The sequence below is a fragment of the Microbulbifer maximicatervae (SeqCode) genome, assembly GCF_052468155.1.
This window is the reverse complement of record NZ_CP174335.1, coordinates 3,497,544-3,521,319: the sequence shown is the minus strand read 5'-3', so window position 1 is coordinate 3,521,319 and position 23,776 is coordinate 3,497,544. Positions and strand designations below refer to the sequence as shown.

Here is a 23,776-nt window from a genome sequence, read left to right as displayed (position 1 = left end):
TCAAATCTTTCCAGTATCGGCATCACCCCAAAAACCGCCCTATTTAAATAGTGGAGCGTGGCCGCACCAACCATATTTCAACTAAAACCAGAAACCATATAGATAGCCTTTCTAAACTCTACGGAAGTTGTAATTTGTCTATTTTTTTTGGAGAAAAAGTCTGCCCTTTACTAAAACTAAACGCCATGCCATTTCTGAAATATAGCAATTCATCAACATGCTCATTCCGCAAGTCCGGCTCCTCTGTAGTTATATCAGCCCCTTTTAAGACAGAATACCCGTCCATGAGATCTCGAACTTGTAGCCTTGGGTGCAATGAGACCCCGCAAGATACAAATGCCTGATATGATGTGCTTCTTTTTCCAAAAGTTCCAATTTCCCCGCGAGTAAACAAAACCCCCATCATATTTTTTCCCACATAAACGTAGGCTCGATCAATATCCTCAGGAAAAACGTTACCCTTAATCCTTGTATACTCTACTAGACACAAGTCTATTGCTTTCACTCCTCGCTCAGAAAGTTGCGAATAGTCACCTATTGCATGTAACTTCACCGAGAAGAGAAAAATTATTAGAAATATAGATATTTTCTTCATTTAATCACTCGACTTGGGGGAGTCCCATATATCCCCACATGCGAACAGCCAGGGTCACAAACACCAATTTTTACAGTTCCTTTCACCACCACACCAAGGTACAGGGGTTTTTTCGCACTGGAAACCCAACTGGAATCTCCGCCATTAAAGTCCCCAGAGTAGTTATTCATCCTGTTAGAAAACATCAACCTACCATGAGGGTGAGTATGATAACCAATAAATCCTGTATTCAGATCCGCAGAGCCAGGCCCGCCAATTTTCGGTATAGTGTAATGCCATCCATTCTTAGACTTCCAAATATTGCCAGAAACTTCAAGTCCGTACTTTTCCGTTAACGGCGCTGTCGCATCCAAAACTTCTGTAGCGGCAGCGTCCGGACTAGTGAAACTACGATACCTATTTAAGGTTTTATCTGCAACTAGCGCATCCAACTCCTTTTGAAGAGCTTCAGCATTTTCAGGCGATCCTTCCCCAGCCGTAGAACTAACCTCTTGTACACCACTGTCACTCTGTCTAATAGAATTCATCACCACCTTAAACGCCGCCGTAGCCGCCCCATTTGCAAACTTACCACCTGAAAGTTTGGATACTGTACCGCCAATCACAGCTTCAATAGCGACCCTCCACCAGCTAAAGATGCCACCGCCGACAAATTGCGAGCTATTAAAAGTACTTGCTAGAGCTGTGATGCCTGCGGCAACAAATCCATGACCAAATTTCCCACCTTGGAGTTCAGCCATCACTCCACCAGTCAAGCCATGAAGCGTAACTTTTATTGCTAAGCCTTCCTTCGCGAAACCGGCAGCGAATTTCCCATAATTTGCGTTAAGACCCTGGCCAATACCTGCAAATGCAGCCGCAGAAACCCCTGCAACAAGTCCACTTTTCGCAGCATCTTTAAAACTTGCCCCCTGCAGCATGGCATCTGTAAATGCAGCTGCCCCCATCACAACGGCAATAACCCAAAGAGATTTTACCTCTAGAGCAACCAACATAAATGCCGCAAACATTTGCACTATATATCCACTTGGGTCGGTCGCATTTAGCGGATTATTCCAAGTATAAGCGTAACGATTATGGGATTGGCTATACTTCGGCTCTTGCACAAATGAATCTGCTTGTAGAAACTTTGCTAAACGTGGATCGTATATACGACCATTCATGTGGATTAGACCAACTTGATCCAGCATTTCATGGCCGGTAAAACCGCGAGTCGTTATCTCTGTAGCAAAACCAGTAAGCTCAGAACTCAATAGAGTTCCCCAATCCAATACGCTGCGGCGCTGGCCCCAGGCGTCAAAACTAAATTGCTGTTTGTTTCCATTTTCATCCTCTGCAATCTGTCCCAAGCTATCCGTAATTACATCGAGAGACCCAAGGTGATCCTTGTGAATGTAGCGACTCTGGCGTCCCGTAGAAGATGTCGTTACCAGTGCACCGCCAGGCAAATAACGCTTGATTTCGGTATTACCTCCTTGAGTGACTTTCTCAACATTACCGATATAACGGGTTTCAGTAATTTGCCCATTCTTAGCGATATCCTTGCGAAGGTAACGCTTACGCTCTGGACCATACAAAAACTCAATTTTATGACCATCCTTGGTGATTTCCGAAGGCTTATCAAAAGTGGTGTATCTTAATGAACGTCCACTAGAGTCACTGATCATGCTACCATTTCGATTATATTCGTAGCTGACCCCATCCGTAGTTTCACATACTGCGTTAGGTCCAAAAGCTTGAGCACATTCATTGCCGTAACGATACTCGCCAACATCTGACTTATAGATAATATTTCCCAAATCGTCATATTCCATTTCCAGCGTATCCCGCCCACTGACTTGGGATTGTTTCAGTCTATTCAATTCATCGTAAACAAAATCTTCACGCAGATTTTTATCGCCACTACGGTCCTCACGGTATTTAAGGTTGCCTAAATCATCCCAAAAGTATGTGAGGTCCTGAATAGTTTGAACCCCGAGAATATGCGCAACTTGGTTGGTAAGACGCCCAGTGTCTGGGGCAAACGTCTTCTCTGTAATAACTCCATTACCTGTCACGTACTCGGTCACATTTCCCCGAGCATCCATTTTAAGTACCGTATAAAACTCTTCAGCAGTGGCAAGATTTAACTGCTCAGCATCTACAACCTGTTCGAGATAACCGTACTCGTTATACTTATGCTGAATTGCACTACTTTCCCAGTTGCCAACACCGCCAGCATCAAATATCTGGAAAGCTCGACCATATTGGTCGTAATTACTTTTCTCGAAATAATCATCTCCTTCCGCAAAACTAGTTATTGTCTCGTTAGGTCGACCTAGATTATCGTAGCCATATAACTTGATGTAGCCAGAATTAAAAGCTTCTACTTCCCTCATTGCTGCCGGTGGAGTACCGTATTCATCTGCTTGTAAATTATTATTGTAGCGCCACTGAGTGGTTTCGACTGGATTTCCGTTAGCATCTATATCAACTCGTTCGATCAAGCGTCCAAGACGATCATAGTGATTTACCACCCCTTGATCTTCTGCATTTGTCTGCTGAACCAAATCACCAAACGCATTATAACGATAGGACCAGATACCTTTATCCGGGGCGGACATTAATACCTTACGACCTAGCAGGTCATACTCAATCTCCGTGACTATATTTCGCGAACTATTACCATGGTTTACTACAAATCGCTGGTTACCTTGGGCGTCATGCTTGAATACTTGTACATGCCCAAGATTGTCTTCTACTCGAACGGTTTCTCCAACCGCATTACTTGTCGCTCGGTGAACCTGGCCTTTAGGATTTATAGTAATCGCGGTATAGCCATCATATAGCATTGCCAAGTCATAAGTTGTGCCATTTGAACTACTAATGCCTGGCAGATTTGAACCTATCACCTTTCCGGATAAGTCATAAAACTGCGTTGTCCAGTAACTCGTACTACCAGATTGGTAGGGCTCTGATTTATGCTGGACACGCCCCAGCTTGTCGTACTCAGTATCTATATAGTTCCAGGCACCATTAAAACCAATATTAGCTTTGCGTACTTCTCGAGTGAGACTATCGAAACATACAATAGATTGCCCACCACCCGCTACACGCTCAATAGCCTGATAGACGGCGCTAGTCGGGCACTGCGCCCCCGCTGGAGCAAGCAGGTTGATTTTGTGGGCACCCGTTGTATTGTATTCTAGAATTTGACGCCCAAAAGCATCATAGGAAAGAAACGTGTCCATTCCAGTGATATCTGTAATCAGCGTTGGTTGACCAATACTATTACGTTCAAGCACAGCCATGATCGTCTGACCGTAACTATTTTCTTCTCGATCTATAAAACGTCCATTATCGTAAATCCACCGTTGCAGGCGGCTCTCTTCGTTATCTGCGATTTGCTCGACCAGGATTTTATTACCATAATGATCATACTTGTAATTTTTAGTTAATTGTAAATCCAGTGAATCAAAACCACCATTATCTGGCTCAACTACTTCGCTTCGCAATAGCCCAGCCTCACTACCGCTATCATAGTAAGTAAAAATACTCTTACGCGTCGCCTGATGAGATTCACCAGCTTCAACTCGACTATGAATAACTTCTGTCTTGGTCAAACGCCCTAATTCAGCATAACCACTAAGGTTGTGATCAGGGTTATTAAAGCTAACCTCCTGGCCTTCACCATACTCATTTAATGTTTCTGTTGAAAAATTATCCCCGTTAGGTGCATCGATAACAACATAGATACGCTTGGCATTGCCATGCTCATCCTGTTCATTTACGGTAGTAACTGTTTTTAGAAGCTGCCCTTGTACCTGACCGTTGTTTTTGAACTCATAAACCTTTTCTATACTTTCAGAAATATAAGGCTGTAAGGCTCCAAGAGCAGCTGTGCCATTGGATATTGAAATCTGCGGCCAATTTGACTGCCATCCATTAAGATTCCAGTTATTTTTTGCTTCACTCATCAACATACCTTCCCGCGTACGCTGCTCCGTAAAAACCGGATAACCGATATACGGGAAGTCCTGACGATAAGTCGTTGTAGTCGTAACACCAGACTGCTCATCTAGCGTTTGCACTTTTTCAAAGCCAAGATAGCCTCGCCCACCCGCTTGCATTCGCCCCCGACCATAAAAATAGCTAACAGCGCTAGTTGCTGTAATATCGACCAGACCCGGACTACTATCTGCGGCTGGAGCCGTACTTTCTACACGAGTGACTAGGAATTGGGGGCCCTTCATATCCATAACCACAGAAGATCTCCCAAGTGTATTATCTTCAGTCCAATCGCCGTTAGTAGCCGTGTAAAAACCGTTGAGATCTGATGCTTTATACGTTAAACACCAGTCCTTAGTAATAGTAGAATTATTACTTTCTTCATCGCAGTAATTATCTAACTGAGTTCCAATTGCTAACTGAGCATAGTGTGCACTCGAAGATGTAGAGCTATATTCAATCGTGGTTTTTGCTCCAAGTCCATTGGTGATCTCATTAATAACATTTGGTGCCACCTTACTATTTGGCGATAAGTACAAATGAAGAATGTTACCCAAGAACTCGGCATGATCAGTAACGCCATCACCATTCATATCTACGAAGAAATCCTTTCCTTCCGGAAATATATATGAATGTTTAAATGTCTCTGGGCTTAAATACTTGTTTGACCTTTCCTCCCAGCGCCTCAAATATAAGCTCCCCATATATTTTCCTGGCTGCCTGATAATTAAATCCAGATCTCCGTCGCCCTCAAAATCAAACCAATTAAAATCATCCTCTTGCTCATAACTCCCTAAGCTGACGTATCCCCCAAAATCAATACCGGTATTTAGTTGATACGAAACTTGATTTTCGTCCCGAATAAATAAATCAACGATCCCATCTGAATTAATATCGACAGTTTGCATGGATTTATTAAGATACCCATGCCTTTCATTTGGCAAAGCCTCAAATTTTCTACTATCCCCTTTAAAACCATCAGACTGCTGAAAATCAAATAACTTTTGATTCAGTATTAATTTGCTATCTTTAACTAGCGCCAGGTAGAAACGAGCATGCACCGACTCTAGGCCTGGTGCTTCTCGTGTAATCGGGTCAATTACCGAATCCCACTTTTGTTTGGTATTAACCAGCACCAGATCTACTTGTCCGTCTGCATCAAAGTCACCCAATGCCTGCGGATCCAAATAAAGTGAAGTGCTTTCTCGAGTTTCATCAATCCCTGACCAAGATTCGAGGCCAACTATGCTCCAGTCAACATGATCGCCGAAATGATAGAAGATTCTTGATGACTCCGATGCACTTGTGTCCCGCTGTAAAAGCCGATATCCACTTGCGCTAACCGCATCAACCAATCCATCTCCATTAATGTCAATAAAGCGAGTATTTTCCTCCGTTATAGGAAGTTCTAATGGCTGCAATGACGAAGGAGGTAAGCTCCATTCACCACTTATCGAGTCGGCCTGGCTGATATGGAGTACCCAATGACCGCGCTCTCGAACATAGATAGCCAAATCCGAACGGCCATCTGCGTTGTAATCAATCATCTCCCACTGATATGGGCTAGATAGATCCTCTCCATACTTGAAGGCTAACTTCTCACTTCCATATCCATTACCATCACTAAGAACATATTTAAAATACTGATCGTGAATTCTTCCATCATCATCCCAGTCTGGCTCCTGCCAAATTATATCCATATTCCCATCACCGTTTATATCGGATGGGCGAGGTGATAGTGCCGTACGATCTCGTTGGCTACTTAGTGTGATTGCTCTTGAATAATCTGGGTCAAAGTCCCTATTTAATAGGTGCCAATCAAAAACAGTATCCGGCAGGCAAAACCCACTCGAACACTTCCTAATTCGTTCCACTCTACTTAAATAATCATGTCCTGTATCTAAATAGTCTAATTCATAACTAAATAAAGATTCCCCATTAGATCCCAATATACTAATTTCAGTTAAACGTTTTTCACTGGAAAAGTATGCTCCAGCGTAATACCCATTAACCACATCCATTCTATCTTCATATTCAAATGCTACTCGTGCTTCAGGCAACCCTCCTCCTGCAAAAGCATACTGTATTTCACGAATACGATGGCCTTTATCTGTAGCATATATGTAATCAATCCCATTCCCAGCGCTATCCTCAAAACGACTCACCATCCAACTCAACGTTCCAAGTCCACTATATTCTTGATGAGATTTATTTCCATGCCCATAATATCTTATAGACCCATCTTTACCCTCAACAGTGAAGTAAAGAGGGCTTCCAGTAATACCCCCATGGGCCGTTATCAATACATAGGTATCAATCTCAGTTCTATATTGGGATTTAGGCTCTCCATAAGTATGATCTGAAACAAGTATTAATCTTGCTCCATCTAAACAAAATCGATCATCTTGTCCCCAGGATATCCCACTATTTTTCTGATCTTGAGACAATGTTTGTCGGCAACGAGTAATTGATGACAGGCCATCAATATTCCAGCCTTGTCCTACTAAACCGTTGCCTCGTTGGCTGGAATAAGAGAGTGCCAATTCAGGGGTTACACCGGCGGTTCCAACGGGAAGCTCTATGGGGATAGAGTAAGTAGATGCGCCAGTCTCACTGACTTTAAAATCGCCAGCAAGAAATCCTATTGATTGTGAGTCTCTCAACTCGACAGTACTGATTGCGGGAGCCTCAGCAGGCAACGGTGGCTCATCAGGAATACCATTGTAACAACCGGCTGCGCAGGGGCTTAGGTTTCGGTCAAACGCGTCACCAATTGTTACGAAATCTCCATCTGGATCATCACTAGGATCATATTCCGTGGTGCCAAGGAAAAGGATTTCCCACCAATCCGGTAATCCATCGCCATCACAATCCCGTGTATACTCATCTCCATCATCACATTCAGTTACTGCCCAGCTATAGTCTTGATCATATAAATAATCAAAGCTCAGCCCCAAAAATTGGCTGGTTTGGGCGGTATATTCCGTTGACTGAGTAAATAAAGTCGCTACCTGTCCCCTTGAGTACCCACTTGCTAACATATCAAGGAGCATTTGTTGACTGTAAGAGATCCCCCCCCACAAGAAGTTCGGTTGAGATTGACCGGGAAATATCCGTTCATATAACGATTCTAAGAAACGTTCATTGCTTTGCGTTTGAGGGAAATTACTCTTACCAGTATTGGAATTAAGAAACGCTTCCGCGATATCAACTTTGCTGACAGATTTACCTACTAGCTGATAAGTCCAAAAAGTTAATACCTTCTTGTCTAACGGCAAAGGGGGTTGTAACAGCCCACGATACAATCTAGCAACAGCCAGGAATTCTGCTTTCTTTGAAAAGTCTGGATACCAATCTCCGATTTCCTCCCATAGCAAGCTATCATCAACACTTTCCCAAATAATTTTTCCCGTACCTGAGTTATTACGCGGAAGCGCATAGATCTGACTGTCATCAACTGTAGTAAAATATATCAAATCTCCACCCGCGAGAACGGGGGTTTCAGCAATTCCTGAACCTGCTGGATAGGTCCATTTAATCGAGCCATTCGGGGCATTAACTGCGTATAGAAATCCATCCATTGACCCAAAGTACAGATTTCTTTCTTCATCAATTACTACTGATGAAATGACTTCACCTCCAGTACCTAATCTCCATTTCTGATTAGCATCAGGAGTTATCGCGTATAAGCTATGATCAAGCGATCCGACGTAAATAGTTCCATCAATACCATCAACCCGTGGTGTTGCCTTAATAATTCCACCGGTCTCAAATGGCCATGCAGGCAGAACACTGCCGTCTATCGAACTTAAGGCAAATAGATTATTTTCCGCACCAACATAAAGGGTTCCATCTTTCCCAAGTGCTGGGGCTGATTGTGTTTCCCCAATGATTTCCGTGGCTCTATTCCCATAGATAGTGATACCGGCACGGCTACTGTTTGGATTTACTATTGACGCCCTCACACCCAATTCAAAAAGAGCTTTGTAAATGTCACTGTTTGGAGATAGTTCCACTTTAACTCTAGAAGAAGAAATACTATCGAAATCAGAGAAAGATAACGTCTGCTCAATACTTGGATTATGGATACCAGAAAGCACAAGCGATGCTTCAGGGTCAATCCCTAGTCCTAAGATTTCTATACAAGAATCATCACAAGAGAGGGCAGCTCCAGTCAACCTTGGGGACAACACGGTCAAAGAAACTATCTGACTGGAATCACTACATCCAACCGCATTACATGCTTTTACTCTGTAGCTATATACACCCGGCTGTTTATCTATCACCGTATAATTATTATTTATGCTGTTATTACTCACTGTTACCCAGTCAGTTGGATCTTCTGGACCTCCATTTTTTTCCTGAAGCAGATAATACTTTGGCTGTATATCGCCACCACTAGAATCCCATACATTCCAACTTAACTCGTAATTGCCTGTAAAAACTTGCGCTCCTTTGTAAGGAGTAGCAATTAATCCAGCAGGTGAGCGCGGCTCTTCTTTAACAACAGATACACTAATTTCAGGACTTGCTTGGTCACTGCAATCCGCTCTATTACATGCAAAAACCCGAAACCTATAATCACCGGCAGCCATGTTTGAAAAATAATGTCCGGGGAGTTTATTGTTAGAAAGGGAGACTTCTTGAAAATCGCTATCAATACCTTGCTGTAATTGTTGTAAACGAAAGTACTCTGCACCTTCCGGCAGATTCCACTCTAGTTCAAAGTTGCCTGTAGTATTATCTGGAATAGGCGCAATTTCTTCGTCAACTGTTAACATTGAAGGAGCTTGCGGAGGGGCTAAAGCTAGGATCGTTAATGGGCTTCCGTTCGATTTCGCGCTTAAGCCCTCATTATCAGTCACTCTTACTTGCAACTGAAAATTTCCAGAGTAGTCAGGCGTCCAACCCACTAACTCATAAGGAGCTGTTTTATCTAACCCTAAAATAGCATCATCGAGCAAGAACTCCACTGAATCTACTGTTCCATCATCATCCAGAGCATGTGCAGTTAAGGTCACATTATCAAACTGTACGATGGTTGAAGGAGGAGAATCTAACCAAGCTGATGGGGCTGTATTATCTAAAACTGCTACAGATATTTTGGATGTAGTTTTTTTTGCTCCTAAACTATCTTCCGCTTCCGCCCAAAGTTTTACCGAATTACTTTTAGGGCTTGAATTCCAATTTACCCTAAAGCAATCAGAGCACTTATTATTATCTTTGGTAGCTTTACCCACCCAATATTCCCCAGAGCCACTCCCATTATCCCTATAAAAATTTACTTCTTTAATTCCATTATAATCAGAAGCTTGTGCATAAAGGGTAGGCAGCTGGTCTGGTCGATGGGTTTCACCGTGTGGAGAATCTAATAGCGAAATAGTAGGATTTTCATTTGTACGAACTTTGACGAAAACCTCACTACTCCAGCTATCGGCACATTCTATTTCATTGCAAGCTTTTAGCTTATAATAATAAGTCTTCCCTTTAGCTCTGGCCGTGTTCGTTGTATATGAAAGTGCAGTCGGCGTATCAAGAGCTACGGAGTTGTAAGTTCCAGAACTACCAACTTTTTCCTCTAAAATATATTTACTTACATCTCCAGCAGGCTTACTCCATCCTAACGTATATATTCCACTGGCTGCTTCTTTTTCGGTTGGAACATCAGATATTATTGCTTTCGCTGGCTTAACCAGAGTATTAACTGTAATTGACACTGTTTGACGCCAGCCACCACATCCCCCATAGGAATTGCACCCAGTTATAATTTCCAACTTATATTGGTAGCTGCCATTGCCCCTCGTTAGAGATTTATTAAAAAACTCAAGAGAACCTATCCGGCCCACATTAGAATTACATTCATTGCTAGATATCAAATTCCAGGAAACACCCTGATTCAGACTTTCATAAAAAAAGCAATTCCCTGGACCGAGTGGTGGTGGCATTGGCATGCCTATACCTACCCATCCAACATCACTATTTGACGTTCCCTTGACCGTAAAATTCCCACTAGTGCTTATACCTGAGGGAGAAACAGACAAGTTGACCTTATCTCCCCAGTCGTACCAATTCATCCCGCTAGGATCCCACGCATAGCTATAACGGGAAGATCCAATAAAAAACAGAAAAAATAAACATAGAAAAAAATGTAAATAACCTTTAGCTAAAACGGAATGCTTCATTCTTATTTTCTCAGCTCAACCAAATAGTTTTTCGCACACAGAAACAGAGCAACCTAAAATACACCCGCCCAACAAATAAACAGCCAAATTTATTTAAGTAAAACTCATCCAGCCTCACGATAAAACCCCAACCACGAGACAAGAACTTAACACCATAAAGCACTAACCTTCTCGATCACAAGAGCATCTATCAAAAAACAGAGCCATAACCTATTTACAAACACAGAACCAACAAAACCTAACACAACAAAATATTTATTTACAATTAATTTTCTACAGCCTTAAAAACATATACTGCACGACCGTCCAAACTATCAATTTTTAAAGACCAAAAACACCAGCCAATCAATTAATTTTTGTATAATAATCAAAGATATAACCTAAACAGCATAAACATACACCACCAAAGGTGGTAGAACATTTACAAGCCAACTCAAATAAAACACCCCTAAATTTTTATTAAAAATTAGCGGCCGTCTGTGCAGCTAATATATAGCATGTAGACGCCAACAAACACGATTGAAACTGACCAGCCTGACTCACCTGACCTGCTTGAAATCCGACTTATCACGCTAATGATTTACAGGGAAACCATAGCCTCACTGAAATTATATTGGCGCAGCAACTACGGTCATGCTTTATCACACCCCAGGAAATATTTTATTGTGCTCTCCACTTCTGAAAGGCAAGGCCTGATACCCAATCACAAAGACAGGAAACTAAAGCAGACTAGAAAACAAAATCATTATTTATAATTTAACGAAACAAGTTACATACCGATCAAATTTAACAACCGGCCTGCAGTATTTATTAAATAGGGAGCAGCACATGCACTAGATTTAAAATTCCGAGAGTAATCTTTGAATTTCATTTGACAGATACAGTATATTTGCCACCTCTTAAATCATACTTTGGTGCTAGCTCATTAGCTCTGATCCGATAAATTATTACCTCGCCACAATCAGCATTATTTGTCCGGATATTTTTACTTGACCTTGAAAAATAAGCAACCAATTGATTTAAGCAAAAAATTAAGTCGACACAAATGGGCTTAGTAAGTCTTGTTTATACTTAACACTCACACTATAAGGATAAAAGAACGTTCTTGACCTAAACACTTGAAGAAATAAATATCGATTGCGTGTCTCGCATTCTGCAATCAAAGCTCAATCCTAAACATTAATACCACAATAAAAACACCTTGAACATTGCCAAAGGTTTACCTATAAGGATCGTATGGAATCAGTTTGTACCTTTATTTTGATACCAATATTTTAGTCAACGTGACCTTTCCACTTAGCAAAACCAACTTGTTCAATGTAGCCAATAGATCATATATGTAGCCATCATTACCTAACCCTCTCTAGACATAGGTACCATTGCAACTCCAGGCTTAGCTTGATTTTACTATTAAAGTCAGATCAAGCTTGTCGCATCTATGTATTCAACTGAATAGAAGTTAAAATATTGACTCCCTACTTCAGATTTTGGAGTACAAATTGTATACTTACCATCAACATGAAGGACTAAACCAATGGTCTCCCTAAGTGACTTCCCCAGAAAAAAAGATACCGAACCAGATCGGAAATTTATTGAGGCTTTAGCTCGTGGGTTGGATGTGCTCCGAGCTTTTCAACCTGGCGATGGCTTTCTGGGTAATTTGGAGATCGCCCAGCGCACTGGCCTGCCCAGATCCAGTGTTTCCAGGCTGACTTATACCCTGACCAAATTAGGCTATCTGACCTACTCTGATCGAATGGAAAAATATCAGCTGGGTAGTGGCGTCCTGGCTCTTGGTTATGCTTTTGTCTCAAATCTCACAGTCAGGCAGGTAGCCAAGCCTTTAATGCAGGATCTCGCCAATTCTACTGGTACCGCTGTTGGTCTCTCTGATCGGGACCGGCTGGATATGATTTTTGTCGAGTTCTGCGCTCCAGCAAATGTCACAACTTTTCGCCATGAAATCGGAAATCGCGTACCCATAGCTTCCAGCGGCTCCGGGCGAGCTTTTTTGGCAGCACTCCCTCAAGAAGAACGAGAATATTTTTATGGCTACCTGGAGAAAAAAGCTGGTGATCAATGGCCAGCAATCAAAGCCGGTATTGAAGAAGCGGTCACCAGCTACCAGCAGCGCGGCTTCTGCTGCTCTTTTGGCGAGTGGAATCGCGATGTCAACGGTATCGCAGTACCTCTCTCTTTAAGCCAAGGTCATATTTACACTTTTAATGCTGGCGGACCTGCTTTTAGGCTTAACCCGGAATTTTTAGAAAATGAGGTAGCTCCTCTATTGAAAAATTTAGTAGGTAATATAGAAGCTATGTTAATCCGATATTAGTCGACTCAAACGCCAGGTCTTCTCAATCAGTACAGCTACAGCTTGAAACGCAGTAGAAAGTTGAAAATTTTATCAAATCTTTGGCCATAAGGTGGTCGTAAAGACACCGCCGCTGACTTTTTGGCTTGTGTAAAGATCGGTCGTAATTTTGAGAATTCCAAAAAACCCTCATAAGCGTGATATTGCCCCATGCCACTCGCCCCAATACCACCAAAGGGCAAGTCTGCCTGGGAGACATGCATCGCGCAGTCATTGATACAAACACCTCCAGACATTGTGCTTTTGATAATATTTTCCTGAATCTTCCCGCTAGAACTAAAAATATATAATGCTAAAGGCCTATCTTTACTATTTATGTAATCTATCATATCAGACAGATTCCTATACGTAAGAATAGGTAAAATAGGGCCAAATACCTCCTCACGTAGCAGGCTCATATCTTCTGTCGGGTTTAACACTAAGGTGGGAGCAATTTTTTGCAAACCTTTACTGTTTTCAACATCTAATAACGGCAGAACTGTAGCCCGCTTCTCCAGAGCATCCTTTAGACAAGTAGTCAGCCTATTAAACGCCTTTTCATCAATAATCGAAGTATAATCTTCTGAATTTAAAGATGGATACCATTTGGGCACAAGTCTCTTAGCCGACTCTAAGAATCCTGAAAGTTTTTCTTCAGGAATCAATAAATAATCTGGAGCTACACAAGTTTGGCCCGCATTGAAGAATTTTGAGCTCAAAATACGTTCCGCAGCAATATTTTCATCAAAGTCTCCACATATTATGGCTGGCGATTTGCCCCCCAGCTCTAGTGTCACAGGAGTTAGGTGATCCGCAGCCCTCCGCATTACCATTTTTCCTACCTTGCTAGATCCAGTAAAGATCATGTGATCATATGCCAGGGCTGTAAACTCCGTGGCGCTAACTTCCGGAAGAATAGCTACCAGATCCTCTGAAAAGAACCTATTAAATAGCTGATGTAATAATGTAGAAAGGGAGCGCGAGTTAGCAGCCATTTTGATCATACAGCGATTCCCTGCGGATATCGCACTCACCAAGGGCCCGACAGACAGAAGTAGTGGGTAATTCCAGGGGGTAACAATAGCAACCACCCCTTTTGGTTGAGGTAATACGCGATTTTTTACTCCTCGAAGTAGCAAAGGCACATGGCGCTTCTGAATTTTCATCCACTTTCTTAAGCGCTTACGAGTGTAACGAATCTCCTCGATACACCCATAGATCTCTGCAATTTTAGTTTCCTGGATGGCACGATTACCAAAATCCTCGCTTATTGCCTTTGCTATGGATTTCTGGTTTTCCAGGATCAATTGCTCTAATTTTTTTAAACTTTCCAGGCGCTCCTGAAGACTCGGGTAGGGGTTCCTATTAAATGCATCCTTTTGAAGTTTAAAAACACTCTCTACTTTACCTATGCTCACAGATCTGGTGTGCTCGACAACTTTTTCCATGTGTGTGCCCTCGCAAAGTGGCAAGTAGAGAGTGAGTTTGGCCGTATAGTAAGTACTTTATAATTTACAGCTTGGCAAATCGTAAAGTGTGGTAATCAGTACTGCCAAATAGGTACTGAGTTGTTGTTAGACGTTTAAAGTAGTGACTTACATCCAACTCCTCAGTAACCCCTATACCGCCATGTAACTGTATCGCCTCTTGGCCGATAAACCGCGCAGCTTTACCAATACGGCTTTTTGCAGCGGATATCGCCTTAGGCGCAACTCCGTTATTGCTATCAAGCTGTAGCGCAGCCATCAACAATATTGAGCGCGCTTGCTCATACTCAGTAAACATATCCACCATGCGGTGCTGTAGTGCCTGGAACTTGCCAATAGGAACACCAAACTGCTCCCGCGTCTTAGTGTATTCAACTGTCTTCTTATAGATCCTTTCCATAGCTCCAACAGCTTCTGCACACAATGCCAACGTCGCTCTATCAACAGCCTTTTCTATAGCTCCTAAAGCCGCCCCCTCTTCCCCTATCAGATTAGCTATGGGTACTTTCACGTTATTGAATTTAATTTCGGCGGCACGGTGTCCATCCACAGTGGCATATCCATGCCGCTGAAGCCCTTCTGTATTGGGATCGACAAGTAGTAAGGTGATCCCCTCACGATCTCGCTGTGCTCCGCTCGTCCGCACAGCAACTAAGAATTTATCTGCTACGTCACCATTTAGAACGACAGCTTTATGTCCATTCAGGAGGTAATTGTCTCCATCCTTTACCGCAGTCATGGCTATATCGGTAAGGTTATAGCGACTCTGTGACTCAGTAAAAGCGAATGCCAATTGCAATTGGCCTTCCATTAACATTCCCAGGAGTTCTCGCTTTTGCACCTCACTGGCGCAGTCAGCGATAAGACCACCACTGAGAACAACACTGGCCAGGAAAGGCTCAACCACTAAACCTCGGCCGAACTCCTCCATAACCACCATCAAGTCTACGGCGGAGCCTCCTAGGCCTCCATCATCCTTTCCAAATGGCACCATTAACCAGCCGAGTTCCGCAAATAGCTTCCAATTTTCCTTACTGAAGCCAATATCGTTACTCACTATTTTACAACGACGGTCAAAGTCATAATCCTGCTGGATAAACTTGCTCACACTGCTTTGCAGCATCCGCTGCTCTTCGCTGTAGGAAAAATCCATCGCTCAAGTCCTCTTTAGATGCTGCACTTACAGGCCAAGTACCCATTTACTGATAATATTTTTCTGAATCTCATTACTTCCGCCATAAATTGAGGATTTACGATTGTTTAAGTAACGAGGCACACTGCTGGCAATAACACCGGGACCCACCCATTCTCCGTCAAACCCGCTCCTAAACTGCTCTCTCACAAACGGCATTCCGTAGTAACCCGCAGTCTCCATATACAGTTCATCGATAAGTTGAGCGACTTCGGTTCCTTTGATTTTAAGGATGGAGGATTCCGCTCCTGGGGCACCACCCGTACTTACCGCCGCAAGCGTACGTAGTTCAGTAAACTCCAGGGCCAAGAGATCAATTTCAACTTCGGCCAGTTTTTGGGCAAAAGCCGGGTTCTCAAGCAGACTATTTTCTCCATCGCAGGTCTCTTTGGCTAAATCCTTTAACGTTTGTAAGCGTTTCTTGGATTTTGCCACCCGCGCAATACCGGTGCGTTCGTGGGTTAGCAAAACCTTGGCGTAAGTCCACCCTTGCCCCTCCTCGCCAATGCGGTTTTCTACCGGTACCCTCACATTATTGAAATGGACTTCATTTACTTCATGGTGACCACCCAAGGTCATAATTGGCGAAACCGTAATACCGGGGTGTTTCATATCAATTAGCAAGAAGCTGATAGCAGCCTGGTTCTTTACTTGAGGCCCACCAGTACGAACCAAACAAAATATCCAGTCTGCAAAGTGACCCAATGTATTCCAGGTCTTGGTGCCGTTGACAATATACTCATCGCGATCACGGACAGCTGTTGTTTTTAAGGAAGCTAAATCTGAGCCAGCATTTGGTTCCGAATACCCCTGACACCACCAGACATTACTTGCCAGGATGTCAGGCAGAAATCGTTGCTTTTGTTCTTCACTACCATAGGTAAAGATCACTGGAGCAACCATTTTTAAGCCGAAAGGAATCAATTCCGGTACACCATAGTTAGCACATTCGTCTGCCCAAATGTGTTTCTGAGTAGGTGTCCAACCGGTACCTCCATATTCAACCGGCCAATTCGTAGCTGCCCACCCTTGCTCATAGAGTATTTTTTGCCAGCGAACAAAATCCTCTTTCTCCAGGGGGATTTCCTTCAGGGTTTTCTCTCTAATATCTTCAGGAAGTTTCTCTTGGAGAAACTGCTGGACCTCCTGCTGAAAAGCTAACTCTTCGGGAGAAAAATCTATATTCATTCGCCTGCTCCTTTATTAGTCGGCGCATTGAACAGCAGCTCCTACAAACTGCTTCTATCACAATCTTGCGCAGCAAAAATACGCAATCTTTTGAAAGATCCCCGGTACAGGCGGAACTAGTGTTTAACAGATTCACCTCGACAAGTTACTTAATTGCCTTTGAATCGATCCCAACGATTTAAATTATTGGCGCAAAATGCCTTTAGCGAAATAAAAAACGGAGCATTTCTAGCGCCAATCAACTCCAGATAGGCACACAAATCAACCACTCGGAAAATAAAACAGGAAAAACTTCAACAACATGGCGCCTTTATATTTTTTATAAGTTTTTTTGCGCCATTTTCCATTAAAAAATGCATTAGGCACTTCTTAATAGGTAAAACACTAACACCTTATTCCGCAGAGTGGAATGCTGTATTCACTTTTGCTATGGTCGTCACTATAATAACCAAAGTGAGAGAAGCCCCCATGTCGATCACGCCCATTCAATCCTCCGATATAATGTTGCAGTCACTTGCTGAAATTCAGGAGTATGAAAAAGTCCCCCTTTCGCAGCGATACCCCTGGGAAAGCACTTTTGACTTAATCCGGCAATCTGCCCGCCTCTACCAACATGACTCAGCCATCGAATTCCTGCCAACGGCCGCACCTGACGAAGACACGGTTAAAGTAAGTTTCTTCGAGTTATCCCAGCGAGTGCACCAGACTGCCAATCTTCTTCACTCCATCGGTGTTGAACCAACCGATACAGTGACTCTATTACTACCCAATTTGCCAGAAACTCATTTTGCACTTTGGGGAGGCCAGGCAGCAGGTATTACCAGTCCTATTAATCCGTTGCTGGAACCCGAACATATAATCGAAATTATGAATACCACCAGGGCTAAAGTCCTGGTCACTCTTGGCCAAGATCTTAGCGAGGAAATATGGGATAAAGTAACGCAAATTCTCGAGCAAGTTCCCACATTAAAAACTCTGTTACTAATCAGTAAAAAGCCAATTAGCAATACTCCAGTTCCAGCGGGTATTCACGCAGATAATTTTGTCTCGGCTATATCCCAACAGCCGGACGATCATCTAAAGAGTAAACGTTATATCCAGGGGAGTGAAACCGCTAGTTATTTCCACACCGGGGGCACTACTGGAAGACCTAAAATAGCCCGCTTAACTCACAGCAATATTGCCTTCGTCGCTCAATTAAGTGCTGATACGTCATCCAGTAAAGGGCGCTTCGCTACCCTAAGCGGACTTCCACTGTTTCATATTTTCGGTACGGTTGTTGCGGGTATTGGCACCCTATTGGCCGGACGCACAATTGTTATCATGACACCCTCTGGTTTTCGCTCACCCAATGTCCTACCAAATTGGTGGCATCATGTTGCGCGATTTCAGGTGAAGGGCTTTGCCGCCGTCCCAACCATCCTCGGTGTATTGCTGCAAATTCCCGTGGGTGACAATGACATCAGCTGTCTAACAGATATTGGCTGTGGAGCCTCCACCCTGCCAACGGGTTTGAAGAATACCTTTGAGGAGAAGTTCAATGTCCTTGTCAGTAATGGCTACGGCATGACGGAGTCCAGCTGCCTTTTAGCTCGCCCTCCTACCGATATGCAAGCCCCTGAAGGCAGCGTCGGCCGGCGATTGCCTTATATGGAAATGAAAATTGCCGAAGTAGACGGTACCCGACTGGTTAGAACCTGCAATACAGGAGAGGTGGGCATAGTACTCGCGCGCGGGCCACATATTTTTTCTGGCTACTTATCAGAAGAGGATAATGCTAAAGCCTGGGTCGATAAGTCCTGGTTTAATACCGGCGATATGGGATATCTCGATGGAGATGGTAACCTGTTCTTAACTGGGCGGGCCAAGGATTTAATTATTCGCGGCGGCCACAATATAGATCCGGCTCTGATCGAAGAACCATTATCCCGTCACCCTGCCGTTGCTATTGCCGTTGCAGTTGGTCAACCAGATGCTTATGCCGGAGAAGTTCCAGTAGCTTACGTTACCCTGTTTCCATCCACTAACCCGCCCACAGAAGAACAACTCATTGACTATTGCCGCAGCCAAATTTCTGAGCGTGCAGCCATTCCTAAGCGCGTGGAAATTATTGATGAGATTCCACTCACTGCTGTAGCCAAAGTATTCAAACCGGCTCTGCGCAATCGCGCTACCGAATATGTCGTAGGCCAGGCATTAGAGGAAAAAAGTATTACCGCTAAGTTTTCCGCCCACTTTGATGCATCCCTTGGCCAGGTAGCAAAAGTTCAACTTGAACAAGCCTCCAGCAAAGCCGCTGTAGAGGAAGCCCTGGAAAATTTACCCGTGGCTTTGGAGTTTGAATAAAAGAAATTACCGCATTACTCAATGCACTTAGAATTCCAATATCGGAAATCTCACTATGTCACATGCCTATATTTATGACGGCGGCCGCAGTGTTTTTGGCCGCCACGGGGGCAGCCTTTCCAGTATCCGGCCCGACAACCTGCTTGCCCATGTCATCAGGACCCTGACTGAAAGAAACAATTTTAACCCTCAACATTTTGAGGACGTTATTGCGGGCAATACCAATCAGGCGGGAGAAGACAGTCGCAACATTGCCCGATTTTCAGGCCTGCTAGCAGGATTGCCCATATCCACAGGCGGCATAACGGTAAATCGCCTTTGTGGTTCCGGCTTATCCGCTATAGCAGATGCCGCTCGCTGCATTCGCGCCGCAGAAGGAGAGCTATTTATCGCGGGAGGTGTCGAATCAATGAGTCGCGCCCCCCTGGTTCTCTCCAAAGCCAACAGTGCTTTTGATCGCAATCAGGTATTGGCAGATACGACCCTAGGCCCCCGCTTCACCAACCCAGGCATTGTTGCTGAGTATGGAAGCCACACCATGCCTCAGACCGCAGACAATATTGCATCAGACCTGAATATTTGCCGGGAAGAGTGCGATACATTTGCATTGGCATCACAAACTAAATACGAGTCGGCACGTACCGATGGCTTCTTTGTCGATGAAATTATTCCCATCGAAGTACCCCAAGGTCGCAAGAAGCCAGCCCTTCTTATCGATACGGATGAACATCCCCGTCCCAATGCAACATTGGAGCGACTTCAAGCCCTACCCGCGCTTTTCGAAGATGGAGTGGTTACTGCCGGCAACGCTTCCGGCATCAACGATGGCGCGGCGGCACTCATTGTTGGTAGCGCCGAAGCAGGCCAAGCAGCAGATCTAAAGCCAAGGGCACGTATTCTCGCCAGCGCCATTGCAGGAGTAGAGCCGCGAGTGATGGGGTTGGGCCCGGTACCGGCTACCCGTAAAGCCCTTGCCCGGGCGGGCTTGGAGCTTGGGGATATGGATGTAATGGAGTTCAACGAAGCTTTTGCGGTACAGGCTATGGGCTGCCTCAAAATGCTCGAAATTGATTATGCGGACCCACGGGTAAATCCCAATGGTGGTGCCATCGCCGTTGGTCACCCCCTGGGGGCCAGTGGTGCCCGTATTTTGCTAACAGCATTGCGCCAGCTGGAACGTACCGGCGGGCGCTATGCACTGGCCACCATGTGTATCGGGATTGGCCAGGGCATCGCTGTAATCATAGAACGCATTTAAACCTGATTAGATGTAAATAAAACCGAGACCGAACAGTTGTCACTTAAGATCTGGAGATAGCAATGTCTAGTGTAAGTTATGAACTCATTGGCGATATCGGTGTAATTCGATTGAACAACCCTCCTGTGAACGCCCTCTCTCACGGCTTGCGTGAGGGCATTTGGGGGGCGATTAAGAACGCTCAAGGCGATGCATCAAAAGCCCTGGTGCTAGTGTGTGAAGGCCGAACTTTTATCGCTGGTGCGGACATTACGGAATTTGGCAAGCCACCACAGGCACCCGCCCTATCAGAAGTGATTGCGGAAATAGAAAACTCCTGTAAACCAGTGATCGCCGCCATTCACGGTACGGCACTCGGCGGTGGATTCGAAGTGGCTCTAGCCTGCCATTACCGCTGTGCAATAGCATCGGCCAAAGTGGGACTGCCAGAAGTCAAACTGGGATTACTGCCAGGAGCCGGTGGCACCCAGCGCACCCCACGCTTGTCTGGTGTTGCCGCTGCACTGGAATTAATCACAAAAGGCAGTCCAATACCGGCCTCTAAAGCCAAAAGTCTGAAGTTAATAGACCGGGTTATCGATGATGACTTGTTAGAGGGAGCCCTCGCCTTTACCTGTGAATTGATAACAAATGAAGCTCCTCTGCGCCGAGTCAGAGACATCGCAATAGATCCTGACAGCATTCCTGAGGGGTTATTTGATGATTTCCGCAAGCGCCTTGAAAAGAGATCACGAGGTCAGCTTGCACCGCAACATATTGTTACCTGTATAGAGGCCGCAGTTCACCAGCCTTTTGATCAAGGTCTCGCGAAAGAGCTCGACCTGTTTATCGAATGCTTGCTCTCCAGCCAATCAGCCGCCCTCAGGCATTTGTTTTTTGCCGAGCGCACTGCAACCAAAGTCACGGGCTTACCAAAAGACCTACCCACCAGGGAGATAAAGAGCGTGGGCATTATCGGTGGAGGCACTATGGGCGGAGGCATCGCCATGAATTTTGCCAATGTCGGTATTCCAGTCAAACTGGTAGAAATCGATCAAGCTGCGATAAATCGAGGGTTAGCAGTGATCGACAAGAATTACACCATCAGCATGCAGAAAGGGAAACTCACAGAAGGTCAAAAAACTCATTGTCTCTCGTTGATTTCCGGCACAACTGACTACGCAGACCTAGCTGACGTAGACCTGGTCATTGAGGCCGTATTTGAAAATATGGAGCTCAAACAGGAAATTTTTGCCAAATTGGATCGCTCCTGCAAACCCGGTACCATCCTTGCAACCAACACTTCTTACCAGGATATTGATCAAATCGCAGCTGCAACTAACAGGCCTCAAGACGTTATAGGGATGCATTTTTTTAGCCCTGCCAATGTAATGAAACTACTCGAGGTGGTTCGCGGCTCGCAAAGTGCTGACGATGTAATTGCCACTGCCATGCAACTCGCTAAAACGATCAAGAAAGTTCCCGTACTAGCGGGAAACTGTTACGGCTTTATTGGCAATCGTATGTTGCGCCCCTATGGCAGAGAGTCGCAGCTTTGTTTAATCGAGGGCTCAACCCCGGAGCAGATTGATTCGGTTATGCAGTCTTGGGGGATGGCTATGGGCCCTATCGCCGTTGGAGATCTAGCGGGACTGGATATCGGTTACAAGGCCCGCCAGGGCCTGAGCGAATCAGAAAGAGGAGAGCCAAAAACCTACTGTATTGCAGATGCCCTGGTTGAAATGGGCCGCCTGGGGCAGAAAAGTGGAGCCGGCTACTATCGCTACGATCCCGAAACTCGCGCTCGCAGCAGCGACCCTGAAGTGCTGGAAGTCATTGAAGCCCAAGCTAAAAGCCAAGGAGTTGTAAGGCGGGAAATTTCCGACGAGGAGATTCTAAACCGCCTAACTTTCGCGCTGATTAATGAAGGAGCCAAAATCCTGGAGGAAGGCATAGCCCAACGTCCGAGTGATATAGACGTTGTATATGTTTACGGTTATGGCTTTCCGCCCCATCGTGGAGGACCTATGCACTATGCCGACAGTATCGGCTTGAAGGAAATCTACGAAAAAATATGTACTTTCCGCCAGCAGCATGGAGATACCTACTGGACTCCAGCCCCTTTACTGGAACGGTTAGCCCAAGAGGGAAAAACATTTGCGCAATGGGCTGATGGCAAAATCTAAGCTTGTAAACTATAGGGGAAGTCAGTATGACTACTGGCTTCCCACTTTACCCGCTGCAGCCAAATAAAGAAGTTGTGTCACCATGAGTAGGCCTGATGCCTTAGTCGAAGTACAATCCCCATTAAGTCAGCCACTCCGCACGGATATCCAAAACTGGAAGGGCATTGGTTTTGCATTGGCTACCGCGCTGGTAGCAAGTACAGCGGCCGCAGCCAGCAAATGGGTGTCTACCGCGGTCCCCGTGCCATTAATTACGCTCAGCCAATACAGTATCTGCCTGATACTGCTAACCCCATGGCTAGTGCGACAAACACCTCGACACCTTACCACCCAACACTGGAGAACCCACCTAATACGCGGTTTTGCTGGGTGGTTATGCTTTTTCACATATTTTTCTGCCCTAAGCAAAATTTCACTAATGGAAGCAGGGTTATTGCGTAATGCAGCTCCCATTTTTGTTCCCCTTATTGCCTGGCTTTGGGCTCGAGCACAGATCCCCATAACCCACTGGCTACCAATCTTACTGGGCTTACTGGGGATCACCTTGATTCTTCAACCCAACGTAGACGGTATTAGTAGCGGTCATGCCTTCGGTCTGATTTCCGGGCTTACCCTGGCTGCCTCTATGGTCGGAACACGAATTTTGTCCCATACCGACCGGCCCAGCCTTATATTGTTTTACTACGTATTAATCTCGTTTGCATGCAGCCTGCCCCTGGGTATCTATTATTGGGAACCAATACCTTTATGGACACTCCCCTATCTTATTTTTAACGGCGTCTCAGTACTCTTGGCTATCTGGCTGTACACTAAAGCATATAGCTATGCAAAACCCAGCGTGGTATCGCCAATCAGTTACTTTGGTGTGGTTATTTCCGGACTTCTAGGTTGGCTCATTTGGCAGCACTTACCTAACACTATTGCACTGGTGGGGACGCTGATTGTTATCAGTGCAGGATTGCTCACAGTCTACCTTTCAACTCAGAAAACAGACTGTAACGGCCCATCATAAACTTACTTTCT

The 23,776-nt window shown here is 44.6% G+C and carries 10 protein-coding genes; 5 read left to right on the top strand and 5 right to left on the bottom strand.

What is annotated here, in order from left to right; genetic code table 11:
- Positions 1-118 precede the first annotated feature (118 nt).
- Together ACJJIY_RS15055 and ACJJIY_RS15050 are read right to left on the bottom strand one after the other, a co-directional pair.
- Positions 119-595, bottom strand: a complete 477-nt coding sequence (locus tag ACJJIY_RS15055) for a hypothetical protein (protein ID WP_444897526.1) — start codon at positions 593-595, stop codon at positions 119-121.
- The gene (locus tag ACJJIY_RS15050; protein WP_445358211.1) at positions 592-10,764 is read right to left on the bottom strand and encodes an RHS repeat-associated core domain-containing protein; all 10,173 of its coding nucleotides are present in this window, start codon (positions 10,762-10,764) and stop codon (positions 592-594) included. The genes ACJJIY_RS15055 and ACJJIY_RS15050 overlap by 4 nt, the downstream gene beginning before the upstream one ends.
- Before the next feature lie 1,534 nt (positions 10,765-12,298).
- Between ACJJIY_RS15050 and ACJJIY_RS15045 the strand changes: the two genes are divergently transcribed.
- On the top strand, positions 12,299-13,099 hold the full coding sequence (locus tag ACJJIY_RS15045) for an IclR family transcriptional regulator (protein ID WP_445358210.1): 801 nt from the start codon (positions 12,299-12,301) through the stop codon (positions 13,097-13,099).
- 35 nt (positions 13,100-13,134) lie between these two features.
- Here the strand turns inward: ACJJIY_RS15045 and ACJJIY_RS15040 are convergent, their stop codons facing one another.
- The 3 genes from ACJJIY_RS15040 to ACJJIY_RS15030 form a co-directional block, all read right to left on the bottom strand.
- Positions 13,135-14,565: a coniferyl aldehyde dehydrogenase gene (locus tag ACJJIY_RS15040; protein WP_444897529.1), complete on the bottom strand. Its 1,431-nt coding sequence runs from the start codon at positions 14,563-14,565 to the stop codon at positions 13,135-13,137.
- Between the two features lie 64 nt (positions 14,566-14,629).
- Positions 14,630-15,757, bottom strand: a complete 1,128-nt coding sequence (locus tag ACJJIY_RS15035; RefSeq protein WP_444897530.1) for an acyl-CoA dehydrogenase family protein — start codon at positions 15,755-15,757, stop codon at positions 14,630-14,632.
- A 27-nt stretch (positions 15,758-15,784) separates the two neighbouring features.
- On the bottom strand, positions 15,785-16,984 hold the full coding sequence (locus tag ACJJIY_RS15030) for an acyl-CoA dehydrogenase family protein (protein WP_444897531.1): 1,200 nt from the start codon (positions 16,982-16,984) through the stop codon (positions 15,785-15,787).
- A 468-nt stretch (positions 16,985-17,452) separates the two neighbouring features.
- On the opposite strand from ACJJIY_RS15030, the gene ACJJIY_RS15025 reads away from it, so the two are divergent.
- The 4 genes from ACJJIY_RS15025 to ACJJIY_RS15010 all read left to right on the top strand — a co-directional run bounded on the left by ACJJIY_RS15025 (position 17,453) and on the right by ACJJIY_RS15010 (position 23,765).
- Complete coding sequence (locus tag ACJJIY_RS15025; protein ID WP_445358209.1) at positions 17,453-19,330, top strand: acyl-CoA synthetase; 1,878 nt, start codon at positions 17,453-17,455, stop codon at positions 19,328-19,330.
- 55 nt (positions 19,331-19,385) lie between these two features.
- Positions 19,386-20,588 (top strand): 3-oxoadipyl-CoA thiolase, encoded by a 1,203-nt coding sequence (locus ACJJIY_RS15020; protein ID WP_444897533.1) that lies wholly within the window; start codon positions 19,386-19,388, stop codon positions 20,586-20,588.
- A gap of 62 nt (positions 20,589-20,650) precedes the next feature.
- Positions 20,651-22,753 carry a 3-hydroxyacyl-CoA dehydrogenase NAD-binding domain-containing protein gene (locus ACJJIY_RS15015; protein ID WP_445358208.1) on the top strand — a complete coding sequence of 701 codons (2,103 nt, stop codon included), beginning with the start codon at positions 20,651-20,653 and terminating at the stop codon, positions 22,751-22,753.
- An 82-nt stretch (positions 22,754-22,835) separates the two neighbouring features.
- Positions 22,836-23,765, top strand: coding sequence for a DMT family transporter (locus tag ACJJIY_RS15010; protein WP_444897535.1), 930 nt, complete (start codon positions 22,836-22,838; stop codon positions 23,763-23,765).
- The last annotated feature ends 11 nt before the right edge of the window (positions 23,766-23,776 follow it).

Coding starts and splice junctions, on each gene's coding strand:
- ACJJIY_RS15045 (WP_445358210.1), top strand. CDS start 12,299: ATGGTCTCCCTAAGTGACTTCCCCAGAAAAAAAGATACCGAACCAGAT.
- ACJJIY_RS15020 (WP_444897533.1), top strand. CDS start 19,386: ATGTCACATGCCTATATTTATGACGGCGGCCGCAGTGTTTTTGGCCGC.
- ACJJIY_RS15050 (WP_445358211.1), bottom strand. CDS start 10,764: ATGAAGCATTCCGTTTTAGCTAAAGGTTATTTACATTTTTTTCTATGT.
- ACJJIY_RS15055 (WP_444897526.1), bottom strand. CDS start 595: ATGAAGAAAATATCTATATTTCTAATAATTTTTCTCTTCTCGGTGAAG.
- ACJJIY_RS15010 (WP_444897535.1), top strand. CDS start 22,836: ATGAGTAGGCCTGATGCCTTAGTCGAAGTACAATCCCCATTAAGTCAG.
- ACJJIY_RS15040 (WP_444897529.1), bottom strand. CDS start 14,565: ATGGAAAAAGTTGTCGAGCACACCAGATCTGTGAGCATAGGTAAAGTA.
- ACJJIY_RS15030 (WP_444897531.1), bottom strand. CDS start 16,984: ATGAATATAGATTTTTCTCCCGAAGAGTTAGCTTTTCAGCAGGAGGTC.
- ACJJIY_RS15025 (WP_445358209.1), top strand. CDS start 17,453: ATGTCGATCACGCCCATTCAATCCTCCGATATAATGTTGCAGTCACTT.
- ACJJIY_RS15035 (WP_444897530.1), bottom strand. CDS start 15,757: ATGGATTTTTCCTACAGCGAAGAGCAGCGGATGCTGCAAAGCAGTGTG.
- ACJJIY_RS15015 (WP_445358208.1), top strand. CDS start 20,651: ATGTCTAGTGTAAGTTATGAACTCATTGGCGATATCGGTGTAATTCGA.